General features: G+C 71.8%; 10 protein-coding genes. 4 read left to right on the plus strand and 6 right to left on the minus strand.

Annotation, left to right across the window (positions count from 1 at the left end; genetic code table 11):
* Positions 1 to 33 precede the first annotated feature (33 nt).
* Together ACZ64A_RS04305 and ACZ64A_RS04310 are read left to right on the plus strand one after the other, a co-directional pair.
* On the plus strand, positions 34 to 3,639 hold the full coding sequence (locus ACZ64A_RS04305) for a DUF4082 domain-containing protein (protein WP_469808107.1): 3,606 nt from the start codon (positions 34 to 36) through the stop codon (positions 3,637 to 3,639).
* 67 nt (positions 3,640 to 3,706) lie between these two features.
* Entirely contained in the window at positions 3,707 to 4,753 is a 1,047-nt protein-coding gene (locus tag ACZ64A_RS04310; RefSeq protein ID WP_469808108.1) for a glycosyltransferase family 2 protein, read from the plus strand.
* 11 nt (positions 4,754 to 4,764) lie between these two features.
* Here the strand turns inward: ACZ64A_RS04310 and ACZ64A_RS04315 are convergent, their stop codons facing one another.
* Positions 4,765 to 5,421: a hypothetical protein gene (locus ACZ64A_RS04315; protein WP_469808109.1), complete on the minus strand. Its 657-nt coding sequence runs from the start codon at positions 5,419 to 5,421 to the stop codon at positions 4,765 to 4,767.
* Between the two features lie 71 nt (positions 5,422 to 5,492).
* Here ACZ64A_RS04315 and ACZ64A_RS04320 point away from each other — a divergent pair, with 71 nt between their 5' ends.
* Together ACZ64A_RS04320 and ACZ64A_RS04325 are read left to right on the plus strand one after the other, a co-directional pair.
* On the plus strand, positions 5,493 to 7,505 hold the full coding sequence (locus tag ACZ64A_RS04320) for an O-antigen ligase family protein (RefSeq protein WP_469808110.1): 2,013 nt from the start codon (positions 5,493 to 5,495) through the stop codon (positions 7,503 to 7,505).
* Positions 7,502 to 8,419 carry a glycosyltransferase family 2 protein gene (locus ACZ64A_RS04325; RefSeq protein ID WP_469808111.1) on the plus strand — a complete coding sequence of 306 codons (918 nt, stop codon included), beginning with the start codon at positions 7,502 to 7,504 and terminating at the stop codon, positions 8,417 to 8,419. The genes ACZ64A_RS04320 and ACZ64A_RS04325 overlap by 4 nt, the downstream gene beginning before the upstream one ends.
* Here the strand turns inward: ACZ64A_RS04325 and ACZ64A_RS04330 are convergent.
* The 5 genes from ACZ64A_RS04330 to wecB are packed head-to-tail and all read right to left on the minus strand — an operon-like array spanning position 8,398 to position 13,622.
* Positions 8,398 to 9,189: a glycosyltransferase family 2 protein gene (locus ACZ64A_RS04330; RefSeq protein ID WP_469808112.1), complete on the minus strand. Its 792-nt coding sequence runs from the start codon at positions 9,187 to 9,189 to the stop codon at positions 8,398 to 8,400. The genes ACZ64A_RS04325 and ACZ64A_RS04330 overlap by 22 nt on opposite strands.
* A gap of 11 nt (positions 9,190 to 9,200) precedes the next feature.
* Complete coding sequence (locus tag ACZ64A_RS04335; protein WP_469808113.1) at positions 9,201 to 10,133, minus strand: hypothetical protein; 933 nt, start codon at positions 10,131 to 10,133, stop codon at positions 9,201 to 9,203.
* The gene (locus tag ACZ64A_RS04340; protein WP_469808114.1) at positions 10,130 to 11,626 is read right to left on the minus strand and encodes an oligosaccharide flippase family protein; all 1,497 of its coding nucleotides are present in this window, start codon (positions 11,624 to 11,626) and stop codon (positions 10,130 to 10,132) included. The genes ACZ64A_RS04335 and ACZ64A_RS04340 overlap by 4 nt, the downstream gene beginning before the upstream one ends.
* Positions 11,580 to 12,458 (minus strand): Wzz/FepE/Etk N-terminal domain-containing protein, encoded by an 879-nt coding sequence (locus ACZ64A_RS04345; RefSeq protein WP_469808115.1) that lies wholly within the window; start codon positions 12,456 to 12,458, stop codon positions 11,580 to 11,582. Before ACZ64A_RS04345 ends, ACZ64A_RS04340 begins: the two co-directional genes overlap by 47 nt.
* A gap of 51 nt (positions 12,459 to 12,509) precedes the next feature.
* Positions 12,510 to 13,622, minus strand: a complete 1,113-nt coding sequence (gene wecB, locus ACZ64A_RS04350; protein WP_469808116.1) for a non-hydrolyzing UDP-N-acetylglucosamine 2-epimerase — start codon at positions 13,620 to 13,622, stop codon at positions 12,510 to 12,512.
* Between the last annotated feature and the right edge of the window lie 2 nt (positions 13,623 to 13,624).

Below are 13,624 nucleotides of genomic sequence, written 5' to 3' on the forward strand. Positions count from 1 at the left end.
GGTCGGCCGGCACAGCACCGCTGAGAGGTACACATGAACAGTTGGAGCAGACGGCTGCGGGGCGGGCGCCTCGCCGTCGTCGCAGCATTGATCTGGGCGGTGCTGCCACAGGCCGTCCCCGCCCAGGCGGTGACCGATCCGTGCGGTGCCGGGTCGAACCCGGTCGTCTGCGAGAACTCCAAGCCGGGCAGCCCCAAGTCCGACTGGTTCTCGGCCAACGCCTACGGTGACATCAAGGGGTTCACCACCAAGGAGAGCGTCCAGGCGGGCGACACGGTCCAGTTCAAGGTCCAGTCGAAGACCCCGTACCGCATCGAGATCTACCGGCTGGGCTGGTACGGCGGTGACGGCGCCCGGGAGATGTCGACGGCGGCGCAGGCCGCGGTGACGTACCCGGCGAACTACATCACCAGCCCCAAGAGCTGCACCACCAAGAGCGCCACCGGCCTGGTCGACTGCGGCAACTGGCCCGTCACGGCGAGCTGGACCGTGCCCGGCGACGCCGTGTCCGGCCTGTACATCGCGAACATCACGCAGACCGACGGCGACGGCCTGATGCCGTACCCGTTCGTCGTCCGCAAGGACTCCAGCACCTCCGACGTCGTCGTGCAGACCAGCGACCAGACCTGGCAGGCGTACAACGACTACGGCGGCCAGGACCTGTACGGCGGGGCGGGGCCCGCGCCCGACGGCCGCGCCTACGAGGTCAGCTACAACCGGCCGCTGGACATCGGCGGCGACAACGGCATCTACGGCTCCGAGTTCATGATGCTGTCGTGGCTGGAACGCAATGGCTACGACGTGAGCTACCTGTCCGGCGTGGACGTGTCGACCAACGGCGCCACCCTGCTGAAGAACCACAAGGTGTACATGTCCTCCGGCCACGACGAGTACTGGACGCAGAGCCAGTACTCCAATGTGCTGGCGGCCCGCAAGGCCGGGCTGCGGGAGGCCTTCTTCAGCGGCAACGAGGTCTTCTGGAAGACCCGCCTCGCCCCGAGCATCGACGGCACGAACACGGCGAACCGCACCCTGGTCTGCTACAAGATGACCAAGATGGCGCAGAACAACGGCATCGCCGACCCCAGCGGCATCTGGACCGGCACCTGGATGGACCCGACCAGCACCCAGTACGGGCAGACCTACCAGCCGCCGAACATCCTCACCGGCTCCATGTTCACGGTGAACGGCTACCGCGCCGACGCCATCACCGTCCCCGGCTCCTACGGCAAGAACCGGCTGTGGCGCAACACCTCCATCGCCAACCTCTCACCGAGCCAGACCGCCACCTTCCCGGCCGGCACGCTCGGCTACGAGTGGGACAGCGACATCGGCAACGGCACCCGGCCGGCCGGAGCGATCGACCTGTCGTCCACGACCGTGGACATCAACGACGGCAAGCTCCGCATGGACTGGGGCAACGTGTACGGCAACGGCACCGCGACGCACAACCTCGTCGCCTTCCGTGACCAGGACTCCGGTGCGCTGGTATTCGGCTCGGGCACCGTGCAGTGGTCGTGGGGCCTGACCAACGTCCCCACCTACAACCCCGCCGACACCGTCGTCACCGAGGACGCCCGCATGCAGCAGGCGACCGTGAACATCCTCGCCGACATGGGGGTCCAGCCGAAGACGCTGCAGAGCAACCTCGTCGCCACCGGCGCCTCCACCGACACCACCGGTCCGGCGGTCACCGTGACCAGCCCCGCCTCCGGCGCCACCCTGCCGGCGCTGAAGCCGGTCACCATCACCGGCACCGCCACCGACACCGGCGGCGGGGTCGTCGCCCGCGTGGAGGTGTCCACCGACGGCGGCACGACATGGAACGCCGCCACCGGCCTCACCTCCTGGAAGTACACCTGGACGCCGACCTCTCCGGGCGCGGCGTCGATCAAGGTCCGCGCGGTCGACGACAGCGTCAACATCGGCGCCGTCACGACCCTGGCGGTGACCGTCGGTCCGCAGACCTGCCCCTGCACCGTCTGGCCGGCCTCGGCCGTGCCCGGCACGGTCAACGCGGGCGACGGCAGCTCGGTGGAGCTGGGCGTCAAGTTCCGCACCACGGTGGCCGGTTCGATCACCGGTGTGCGCTTCTACAAGGCGCCCGCCAACACCGGCACCCACACCGGCAGCCTGTGGAGCGCCTCCGGCACCCGCCTGGCCACCGGCACCTTCACGGCCGAGTCGGCCTCCGGCTGGCAACAGCTGAACTTCTCCACCCCGGTGGCGGTCAAGGCGAACACCACCTACGTCGCCTCGTACTTCGCCCCCAACGGCGGCTACTCCTACGACGGCGGCTACTTCACCAACGGCGACGCGGGCCTCGCCCCGCTCACCGCGCTGAAGTCCGGCACGGACGGCGGCAACGGCGTCTACAAGTACAGCTCCACCAGCGCCTTCCCGTCCTCGCAGTCCTCGGGCAGCAACTACTGGGTCGACGTGGTCCTCGACACCTCGACGGCCAGCACCGCCCCGCCCACCGTCACCGCGACGTCCCCGACGTCCGGCGCGACCAACTCCTCGATCACGGCCCCGGTGTCGGCCACCTTCAACGCGTCGGTCGACGCGGACAGCCTCACCTTCACCGTGAAGGACCCCGACGGCACGGCCGTACCGGGCACCCTCACGCTTCCGGCCGCGAACAAGGCGACGTTCACCCCGTCGACCGAACTGGCGCTGCACACCACCTACACGGCGTCCGTGCAGGCCTCCGACCTATGGGGCAACGCCATGGCGAACCCGGTGACCTGGAGCTTCACCACCAGCTCCACCCCGCCGGCGGTCACCTGCCCCTGCACGCTGTGGAACGCGGCCACCGTCCCCGCCACCACCGACGTGACCGGTGACGCCAACTCCGTCGAACTGGGCACCCGCTTCACCTCGTCCACCAACGGCTGGGTCACCGGTGTCACCTTCTACAAGGGCACCGGCAACACGGGCACCCACACCGGCAGCCTGTGGAGCGACGACGGCACCCTGCTCGGCAGCGGCACCTTCACCAACGAGTCGCCCTCCGGCTGGCAGACGCTGACCTTCACCACGCCCGTGGCCATCACGGCCGGCACCCCGTACGTCGTCTCCTACCACGCCCCGCAGGGCAACTACGCCGTCGACGGCGGCTACTTCACGGCGGCCCACCAGTCGTACCCGCTGACCGCCACCGCCGACACCACCACGCACCACAACGGGCTCTACCGGTACGGTGCCGGCCCCGCCTTCCCGAACAGCTCCTACGGTTCCGCGAACTACTGGGTGGGCCCCGTCTTCACCGCCGACAACCCGAGCGCCATGCTGGCCCCGGCCACCGCCTCGGAGGTGACCACGTCCTCGGTGTCCCACACCGCCGACGCGGCCACCCCCCTCGTGGCGACCCTGCCCGCGGGCACCGCGCTGTCCTCCGTCACCGCGACCGTGACCGTTCTGCCCGGCCCCACGGCAGCCGCCGCCAGGAAGCTCCACGTCACGGCCGTCACCTCCTACGACCGGGCCACCCGCAAGGTGTCCGTCCATCTGTCGGCCCCGCTGCCGGACGGCACGCGGTTCACGGTCACGATCAGCGCCCGGGACACGCACCGCCACGCGGTGACGCCCCACAGCTGGACCCTGACCAGCAAGACCGTCCGCAAGAAGAAGAACTGACCGACCGAGCGCACCGGTGGTGGTCCCGCACCGCGCGGACCACCACCGGGGATTGGCTGCCGCCCCGATGAGCACCGTCAGTGTTGTCATCCCCTGCTACAAGTACGGCCACTTCCTCGCCGACTGCGTCAGCAGCGTCCTGGACGAGCAGGACGGCGTGGACGTCCGGGTCCTCATCATCGACGACGCCTCGCCCGACGACTCGGCCGAGGTCGCGCAGAAGCTGGCCGCCTCCGACCCGCGCATCGAGGTCCACGTCCACGAGACCAACAAGGGCCACATCGCCACCTACAACGAGGGCCTGCTGGACTGGGCCGACGGCGACTACGTCGCTCTGCTGTCCGCCGACGACCGGCTCGTGCCGGGCGCCCTGGTCCGCGCCGCAGCCCTCCTCGACGCCCACCCGGAAGCCGGCTTCGCCTACGGCCGCCCCCTGCGCTTCCGGCACGGCGGCCCCCTGCCGCAGGCCCGCACCCGCTCCACCGGCTCGGTCGTCTACCCCGGCCAGTGGTGGCTGGAGCGGCGCTTCTCGGAGGGCACGGGCTGCATCACCTCACCCGAGGTCGTCGTCCGCACCAGCCTCCAGCGCACGGTCGGCGGCTACGACCCCGCCCTCCCGCACGCCGGTGACATCGAGATGTGGATGCGGCTCGCCGCCCACGCCGACGTCGGCTACATACGCGGCGCGGACCAGGCCTTCTACCGGGTCCACGGCGACAACATGTCCACCACCGACTTCGGCGGCCAGCTCGACGACCTGCGCCAGCGCCTCGTCGCCTTCGACTCGGTGCTCGCCAAGTGCGCCGACCGGCTGCCCCACCGCGACCGCCTCGCCGAGCAGGTCCACACCCGGCTCGCCCGCTACGCCCTGCGCCGCGCCTACCGTGCCTACGACCGAGGACGTACCGATGTCGTCCCGGTCGAGGAGTGCGTGGCGTTCGCCGAGGAGTGCCTGCCGGGCTACCGGGCGCTGCCGGAGTACCGCGCGCTGCGGCTGCGGCGGCGGATCGGGCCGGCGGCGATGCCCTACCTCCAGCCGCTGGTGTGGTCGGCGGTGGCCGACCGCGGCCGGGAGTGGCTGTGGTGGCAGTCCTGGAAGCGCCGCGGCCTGTGAGGCGACCGTTCTCAGGAGGCCACGGGAAGCGGGCCCGCGTGCCGTCCCGGCGTGACCTTGCGCCGGCCCATCAGATACCGGTCGAACCACAACGCGGCCACCACACCACCGGCCAGGCCCAGCAGGGCGGCACCGGCCAGGCCCCGGCTCGGCGTGCCCTGCACCTGGGCGGCGCTGGGGGACACCAGCACCGAGGCGGTGATCCGCGACCCGTCGGGCACCCCCTGGGACGTCTGCAACGCCTCGACGTGCCGGGTGTAGACGTCGACGATCCGGCGTACGGCGCCCACGGCGGTGCCGGAGTCCGACGCCTGCGCCTGCACCTGAAGCGACGGGATCAGATAGCGGGGCGTCGCGCTGGTGCCGCTGTTGCGGGGCACCAGGTGGTACGTCCCCTCGACGCCTGCCGCGCGCAACTCCCGGTCACCCGCGGGAGACTGGAGCTGCTGGATCACCGAGTAGGAGACCAGGGCCAGCGGCGGCTGCAGATTGGTCAGCTGGTTGGGCTGGTTCCGCGTCACCGGAGGCTTGAGCACGACCACCGCGGAGCCGACGTACTGGGGCGCGGGGCGCACCACCTGCCAGGCACCGGCGGCCGTCAGCAGCAGCGCGGCCACCACGACGTACCACCGCCGCAGCAGTGCGTCGGCGACGTTCCCGGGCGACATAGGAGATCCTTCCGTCACCCCCGATACTGGCAGGACGCGCGGCGTGATGCCACCGATTGGGGGGACGGTAGATGAGCCTTGGTGAGATATGGGCCATCCTGCGCAGACGCTGGTACTTCATGGTGCCCTTCACCCTGCTCAGTCTGCTCGGCGGCGGTTATCTGTACATGACGGTGCCCGTCTCCTACCAGTCGCAGAGTTCGGTGGCACTGCTGGACTCCTCGGCGGTCGCACGGCTGGCCCCGACGTTCGGCAACCCCATCTCGAACGCGGGCGGTTCGCTGATCGTCACGGCCGACGTGCTGATCCGCACCCTGGAATCCAGCGACGCGGCGAGGGAACTGCGCGGCCGGGGCGTCACCGACCCGTACACGGCGGGCTTCGCGCCGCAGAGCGAGAGCCCGCTGCTCTCGCTCAGCGTCACCGGAACCGACCGGGCGAAGGTGCTCGCGGAGACCAACACCCTGACCGCGTTCGCCGGTGAGCAGCTCACCGCCCTGCAGGAGGCCGCCAAGGTACCGCCCGCCTACCTCGTGCAGACGGCGCCCGTCGTCCTGCCGCAGACGCCCGTGGCGAAGTCCAAGAGCCGCTACCAGGACGTCGCGGCCGTCGTCATCCTCGGTGTCGTCAGCGCGTTCCTGCTGTCGATCCTGATGGAGGGCGTCGCGGTGGTCCGCCGCCGGCGCGCCGAGCCCCGGCCGAAGGAGACCCGCACCGCGAACCCGGGCCGGGCCGGCGTGCTCGCCCGGCGCGTCGACGCCACGGCGATCCTCACCGTCTATCTGGCGCTGGCCTTCTTCATCCCGTCCAACCTCGCCCTGCCCGCGCTCGGCGGCGTCGGCACCCCGGCCAACGTCTTCGCCCTGCTCGGTCTGCTGTGGTACCTCGCGACCTGGCTCGGCGGCCGCATCCTGCCCGCCCCGGGCACCCGGCTCGTCCGGGTCGCGATGTGCGTGCTCGGCGTGGCCGTCCTGCTGGCGTACATCGCCGACGCCATGCGGGAGAGTTCGCACCAGGAGGTCCTCGGCGCCGACCGCGGCCTGATCGGCTACCTGGTGTGGGTGTCCCTGGTCGTCCTGACCTCCGCCGCCGTGCAGGAGCGCGGCCGGCTGGACGTACTGCTGCGCCGCGTGGTGGTGCTCGCCTCCGTCGTCGCCGCGATCGGCTTCTACGACTTCTTCGCCGCCACCAACATCGCCGACTCCCTGCACATCCCCGGCCTGCAGACCAGTGTGGCCCAGGTGTCCGTCATGGACCGCGGCGCCTTCACCCGGCCCCGCTCCACCACGGCCCAGCCCCTGGAGTTCGCCGGGGTGCTGGCCATCCTGCTGCCCTTCGCGATCCAGCAGGCCTTCGATCCGGTACGCCGTCATCTGCGGCCCTGGCGCCGCTGGGCGCCGGTGGTGCTGCTGGCCGGCGCGCTGCCGCTGTCGGTGTCGCGGACCTCGATCATCGGCCTGCTGCTGGTGGCCGTGGTGATGGTGGTGCGCTGGAAGCCGGCCCGGCGCTGGGCCGCGATCGGCGTCATGACGGCGTCCGTGGCCGTCTTCAAGGTCCTCGTGCCGGGGCTGATCGGCACGATCACCGGCCTGTTCGCGTCGTTCCTGTCCAACTCCGACAGCAGCACCCAGGCCCGCACGGTCAAGTACAGCGCGATCGTGCCGTATCTGAAGGAACACCCGCTGTTCGGGCGGGGCTTCGGCACCTTCACCCCGGACCTGTACTTCTTCACCGACAACCAGTACATGCTCGGTCTCGCCGAGATGGGCGTGGTCGGGCTGCTCGCCCTGCTCACCCTGTTCGTCACCGGCATCCACCAGGGCGGTGCCATCCGCCGCCTCGCCCGCACCGAGGCCGACCGGGAACTGGGGCAGGCGTTCTTCGCCTCCAGCCTGGTCGCCCTGGTCATCAGCGCCACCTTCGACTCGCTGAGCTTCCCCATGTTCGCCGGCATGTTCTTCCTGCTGCTCGGCGCCGGAGGCAGCTACCTCGGGTTCATCCGCCGCGAGGCCGCTGCCGCCGCCGTCGTCAGCCGCAGCATGCCCACCGAAGCCCGGCTTCCCGACCTCGTGGAGTCCCGATGAGCCGCGTCGCCGTCATCGTCGTCACCTACAACAGCGCCGCGGTGCTCCCCGGGTTCCTCGCCGCGCTCCCGGACGGCATGACCGGCCTGGACTGGCAGCTGGTCGTCGCCGACAACGACTCCGCCGACGACACCGTCGACGTCCTGAAAACCCTGGCCCCCGACGCCACCGTCGTGCAGACAGGACGCAACGCCGGATACGCCGCCGGGGTCAACGCGGCCCTGGCCGCCGCCGACGGCCACGACGCCGTCCTCATCTGCAACCCCGACATCCGCATGCGGCGGGGCTGCGCCAGACGCCTGGTCGACAGCCTCGGCGACGGCGTCGGCATCGCCGTACCCCTGCTCTACGAGGAGGGCGGGGACACCCCGCACCACTCGCTGCGCCGGGAGTCGAGCGTGCTGCGGGCCCTCGGCGAGGCCGTCATCGGCAACCGCCGGGCCGGGCGGTTCCCGGCGCTGAGCGAACTCGTCACCGACCCGGCCGCTTATCGGCGGTCCACCCGCGCGGACTGGGCGACCGGCGCCCTCATGGCGATCTCGGCCGGCTGCCTGGCCGCGTGCGGCCCGTGGGACGAGTCCTTCTTCCTCTACTCCGAGGAGACCGAGTACTGCCTGCGGGCGCGCGACCTCGGACACGCCACGCAACTGGAGCCGGCGGCCGAGGCCGTCCACCTGGGCGGGGACTCGCAGGTGTCGCCCTGGCTGTGGAGCCTGCTCACACTCAACCGGGTACGGCTGTACCGGCGGCGCCACGGGCCGCTCGCCACCGCCTGTTTCCGTGCGGCCGTCCTGCTGCGGGAGGCCTCACGCGCCGCCCTCGGCCGCGCCGCCAGCCGCGCCGCGGCCGGTGCGCTGCTCACCCCGGGGGCGCTGCGGGCGACGCCCGGGCCTCAGGCCGACCAGGTCGTGTAGAAACTCCCCGGGTTCACCAGGTACCGCACCGTGGCGTGCGGCACATGGCGCACCCGGTGGCCGCGGCTGTAGCGGCGGATCAGCTCCCAGTCCTCGCGCGGCATCACCTCGGGGGTGCGCCGCAGCCGGCTGAAGTGCAGGGCCCGGGTACGCCGGGCGACGAACGCGTTGGTGTCCAGGAACGACTCCCGGGCGGCCCGGCGGCGGTCGAACGGCACCGACAGCACGTCCCGTTCGGTGCCGTCCGGCAGCACGCGGCGCAGCGCGGTGTACACGCCGTCGGGGCCGCCCGGCGCTTCGAGCACCGCCAGCGCCCGCTCCAGGTGGTCCGGCTCCCACAGGTTGTCGTCGTCCAGGAACGCCACGTACCGCGAGCGGGTGAGCCGGATGCCCACGTTGCGCACGACGCCGGCCACTCCGGTGTTGCGGGCCAGTGACACCGCGAACAGCCTTGGGTCGTCGGGGAGTTCGGTCAGCCCGGCGCCGTCGTCGACGACGATCACGACGTGGTCGCGTACGGTCTGGGCGAGAGCCGAACGGACGGCCGCCCGCAGCGCGTCGGGCCGGCGGTGGGTGGCGATGACGGTGGCGACGAGCGCGGGGGGCGGGGGAGCGGCACCGGCCGCGAGCCGGCGGACCTCCGCCCTCTCCCAGCGGCGCAGGCGCAGCGCCGAGGGGGCGAGCAGGACCTTGTTGCGCAGCTCGAACAGGACGAGCCAGCCGAAGGCGCGCTTGAGTATGTCCCAGGGGGCGCGGACGATGCGTCGCATGATCCTCTTCCTCAGCCGGCCGGCTTGGGGACGATCGGGGTGCCGTCGGAGAACCGGTTGCCGCGCCAGACGTTCCCGCTCCCGCCCTCGTTCCAGGCGGTGACGGCCCCGTAGACACCGGAGTTGCGGTGGTAGCGGCGGGAGAAGACGTTGTCCGTGACCCTGACCCGGGTGGCGCCCGGCCCGCCCCCGTACAGCGCGTACGCTCCGCCGGCCAGCAGGTTGCGCTCCACGGTGACCCGGGAGACATGGCCGCTGTCGGCGAACAGCCCGATGGCGGCGGACGCGCCCCGGTCGACGGGCACCGGGTTGAGGAGCGTGTTGTGCCGGACGACCAGCTCGCCCGTGTTGCCGCCGCCGCTGATCACCGCGTCGGTGTGCTGCCACTCGCCGCCGGTGTTGCGGAACGGCACGAGGTCGTGGACGTAGTTGTCGTGCAGGTACCCCTGGCCCATGGACAGGGCGTTGCCGAACACGGAGATGTCGCACCAGCCGACCTCGATCGAACTGGTCCCCATGTTGGAGACGGCGTAGTCCACTCCGCCGTTGTCCGGGCCCTTGCCGGGGACGGCGGTGATGGTGCTGTGCAGCACCTTCAGGCCGCTGTAGCCGGGACGCAGGTTGATCCCCCACCAGTTGGTCGACGTGATCCTCGAGTCGACGACGGTCACGTCGTTCGCGTAGATGTCGAGGGAGCCGGTGAGGTCCCAGCCCTTGATGACCGTGCCGTCGGTCCGGATGCTGAGGCTCTTCGAGGAGTGCGGGGTGAGCGCGGTGCGCGGGCCGGTCGTGCGGGCGTCCGGGAAGCCGGCCTCCCCGGGCGGCGGCGGCTTGGCGTCCGCCGTGCGCAGGGGCGAGCGGGCCGGAGCGGGATCGCCGCCCGCCGAACAGGCGGCGCACAGCACGAGGGCCAGGCCGGCGAGCAGGAGGCGCAGCCTCGTCATACGGTCTCCGGGGTACGCGAGCCGAGCAGGAACCCGCGGCTCGGCAGGACGCACACTACATAGCAGGCCAGGGCGGCCGTGGCCGTGACACACAGGGCGAGCAGGCCGTCGCCGAGGAGCCGCTCGGCGACGAGCACGGCCACGGTCATCACCGCGCCGCCGAGGAACGGCCAGACGCAGGCACGGGCGATGGGTGCGAGGCCTATCCCGGCCCGCCCGAGCGCGTACAGGAAGACCGGCACGACGAGACCGGCGGCGACCAGCACATGGCCCTGGGAGACGCCGACGATGCCGTTCAGTCGGGCCCCGGCGACCAGCACGGGGATCAGGGCGAGGACCCACAGGCCCTGTGTGAGGATCAGGGAACGGCGCTGACCTGCGGCGACGAGGCAGTCGTAGGCGAGTTCGCAGCCGATGCGGACCAGACCCAGGGCCATCAGCCAGGGCAGCGCGGCCGCGGCGGGCACCCAGGTGCTGCCGTACACCAGGCGGACGACCGGGGCCGCGAGACCTCCGAGCAGCACGCACAGCGGGACGGTCCCGGTGACCAGGACACCCAGGGCGCGGCTGAAGCCCTGGGCGAGGGCCTGCGGGGAGTCGGCGAGACGGGAGAAGCCCGCGAAGGACACCCGCCGGGCCGCCTCGGAGATGATGCGCACCGGCCAGCCGGACATGTTGAACGCCAGCACGTAGAAGCCGAGCGAGACCCCGCCCAGGGCGGAGCCGACGACCAGGGTGTCCACGTTCACCACGGCGAGCGCGAGCAGGCTCGCACCGGCCAGCGGCAGCCCGAACTTCAGCAGCGCGCGCGCCTGCACGGGGTCCCAGCCGAAGCGCAGGGTGCCCGGGGCGGCCAGCGCGCAGCCGACGAGGGCGGCGATGTTGCCGGCGACCGCGCCCCAGGCGAAGCTCATCGCGCCCCCGCCGGTGAACGCCAGCGCCAGGGTCACGGAGGTGCTCAGGACGAAGTTGAGCGCGTCGATGGCCATCCGCCGGCCCTGGGCGAACTCCCGGGTGAGGATGGCGGCCGGGACCTGCGCCACACCGTCGATCACCAGGCACAGGCACATCACGCGCAGCACACCACTGGCGTCGGGCGAGTCCAGCAGCACGGCGACCGTCGGCGCCGCCACGAACAGGGCGGCGTACAGCAGGCCGCTGGAGGCGGTGGCGAGGGTCAGCACGGTCGGCGCGAAGCGGCGCGGGTCGCCCTCCCAGCGCACCAGGGCCAGGCTGACGCCGAGTTCGTTCGCCGACAGCAGGACCAGTAGGACGGTCTGGGCGATGCCGTAGACGCCCCACTCGGCCGGTCCCAGCGCGAAGCGCGCCAGGAGGATGCCCGTGGCGAAGTTGCCCAGGCGCATGACGACGGTGTTGATCAGGCTCCAGCGGGCCGCGGAACGGACCTGGTGACCGATCGAGGCGGGAGCCGGGGCGCCGCCCGGCTCAGCGGTGTCGCTGTCCGGTGTGCGGACGCTGTCCATGCTCTCCATGCGCAGACTCCTCGTCGAGCGGCTCGGCGGCGGACTCCACGGTCATGACGGACCGCCCGGCCCTCGCGGCGGACCCGGCGTCGGGGGACCCGGCCGACCGGCTGTCGGTGGCCCGGCTGTCGGTGGCCCTGTTGTCCGTGGGCCGGTGGTCGGTGGCCCGGGACCAGCTGGGCGCGGTCCGCAGCGCCATCGTCTGCTCCACGACCGGTTCCCCGGGCGTGGGAGGCGCGGGCCGCGGCCGCCGGCGCGCCTCCACGAAGAACACGGCCACCAGGCTCAGCACCAGACCGAGGCCACCGGCCATGATCATGTACTCCAGCCGCGTCTTGGTCTGCGCCACCGGGTCCTGCGGGGGCACGATGGTCGTCATGCGGATCATGGCCTTCGCATCGACCCGCTGCTGCCGCTGGAACTGCTCCAGCCGCTCCTGCGCGTACGTCGTCAGGATGCGGTCCGCGGACAGGACACCGGCCTTGTCGTCGCCGGTCACGGTGAGCCACATCAGCGGTCCCTGCGCGTTGTCGGCGAGCTTCGCCTCGAACGTGCCGGTCGCGCCACGGGACTTCAGCTCCCGCAGCGAACCGTCGGAGTTGAGATTGCGGGCCAGGCTGTCGGCCATGCCGGTGAGCGAGGTCTGCGTGCTCAGGAACGGGTTGCCGTCGTAGGCGACGGTGGCCTTCTGCGAGTTCAGCAGGACCACCGTGCTCTGTGACTGGTAGGTGACCGGCACCGTCAGTGCCACGGCCGCGGTCAGCGCAGCGGTCAGTAGCAGTCCGGGCAGCAGCACCTTCCAGCGCCTGCGCATGACACGGAAGATCTCAGCGAGATCCATGGCGGTCCCCCCTCGCGACCCGATGTGCCCCGAGCATATGGTGCGAGCGGATCATTCGGGGAGTGTCCGGTCGGTCGGCCGCGGCCGGGTGCGCGCGGTGCCTCCCTCCAGCAGCACCTCGGCGATACGGTCGCTCGCGCGTCCGTCCCACAACTCGGGCCGGCGCGGCGCGGGCGGGGCGTCCAGCACCCGGTGCACGGTGGCGACGATCCGCTCCGGATCCCGGCCGGCCAGCACGTTGGTGCCCTGCTCGACGGTGATGGGACGCTCGGTGTTGTCCCGCAGGGTCACGCACGGCACGCCGAGTGCGGTGGTCTCCTCCTGCACCCCGCCGGAGTCGGTCAGCACGAGCCGGGCGCCCTCCTGCAGGGCGATGAAGTCCAGATAGCCGGCGGCCGGCACCAGCCGCACCCCTCCGGGCACACCGATCTCGGCCAGCCGCCCGGCCGCGCGCGGGTGCACGGGCAGCACGAGCGGGCAGCGCCCGGCGATCTCCCCCAGCGCCTTCAGCAGCCCGGCGAGCACCTCGGGGTCGTCCACGTTGGCCGGCCGGTGCAGCGTGACCAGCCCGTACGCGCCCCGGGTCAGGCCGTACCGGTCGAGGGCACCGGAGTTCCTCGCCCGCTCCAGGTTGGCCAACAGGGTGTCGATCATGACGTTGCCGACGAGGTGGACCTGGTCGTCCCGGTAGCCCTCCGCGCGCAGGTTCTCCACGGCGTCCGGCGAGGGGGCCAGCAGATAGTCGCTGACCCGGTCGGTGGCGACCCGGTTGACCTCCTCCGGCATGCTCCAGTCCCGGCTGCGCAGACCGGCCTCGACGTGCGCGAGCAGCGGCCCGGCCTTCGCCGTCACCAGGGCGCAGGCCAGGGTGGAGTTGATGTCGCCGACCACGACGACGATGTCCGGGGACACCTCGTCCAGCAGCGGCTCGAACGCGGTCATCACGCGTCCCGTCTGCTCGGCGTGGCTGCCCGAGCCGACCCCGAGGAAGCGGTCGGGCGGGCGGATGCCGAGGTCGGCGAAGAACACGTCGTTCATGGCCGGGTCGTAGTGCTGACCGGTGTGGACGAGGACCACCTCGGCGCCGCGGCGTTCCAGGGCGTCCATCACCGGTTTGATCTTCATGTAGTTGGGTCGCGCCCCGGCGACGCAGACGGCTCGCATGT

The sequence above is a fragment of the Streptomyces sp. NPDC104814 genome, from assembly GCF_055583185.1.

What these genes read in the sequence shown, in the direction of transcription:
- ACZ64A_RS04305 (WP_469808107.1), top strand. Translation starts at nt 34, where the DNA reads ATGAACAGTTGGAGCAGACGGCTGCGGGGCGGGCGCCTCGCCGTCGTC.
- ACZ64A_RS04310 (WP_469808108.1), top strand. Translation starts at nt 3,707, where the DNA reads ATGAGCACCGTCAGTGTTGTCATCCCCTGCTACAAGTACGGCCACTTC.
- ACZ64A_RS04315 (WP_469808109.1), bottom strand. Translation starts at nt 5,421, where the DNA reads ATGTCGCCCGGGAACGTCGCCGACGCACTGCTGCGGCGGTGGTACGTC.
- ACZ64A_RS04320 (WP_469808110.1), top strand. Translation starts at nt 5,493, where the DNA reads ATGAGCCTTGGTGAGATATGGGCCATCCTGCGCAGACGCTGGTACTTC.
- ACZ64A_RS04325 (WP_469808111.1), top strand. Translation starts at nt 7,502, where the DNA reads ATGAGCCGCGTCGCCGTCATCGTCGTCACCTACAACAGCGCCGCGGTG.
- ACZ64A_RS04330 (WP_469808112.1), bottom strand. Translation starts at nt 9,189, where the DNA reads ATGCGACGCATCGTCCGCGCCCCCTGGGACATACTCAAGCGCGCCTTC.
- ACZ64A_RS04335 (WP_469808113.1), bottom strand. Translation starts at nt 10,133, where the DNA reads ATGACGAGGCTGCGCCTCCTGCTCGCCGGCCTGGCCCTCGTGCTGTGC.
- ACZ64A_RS04340 (WP_469808114.1), bottom strand. Translation starts at nt 11,626, where the DNA reads ATGGAGAGCATGGACAGCGTCCGCACACCGGACAGCGACACCGCTGAG.
- ACZ64A_RS04345 (WP_469808115.1), bottom strand. Translation starts at nt 12,458, where the DNA reads ATGGATCTCGCTGAGATCTTCCGTGTCATGCGCAGGCGCTGGAAGGTG.
- wecB (WP_469808116.1), bottom strand. Translation starts at nt 13,622, where the DNA reads ATGCGAGCCGTCTGCGTCGCCGGGGCGCGACCCAACTACATGAAGATC.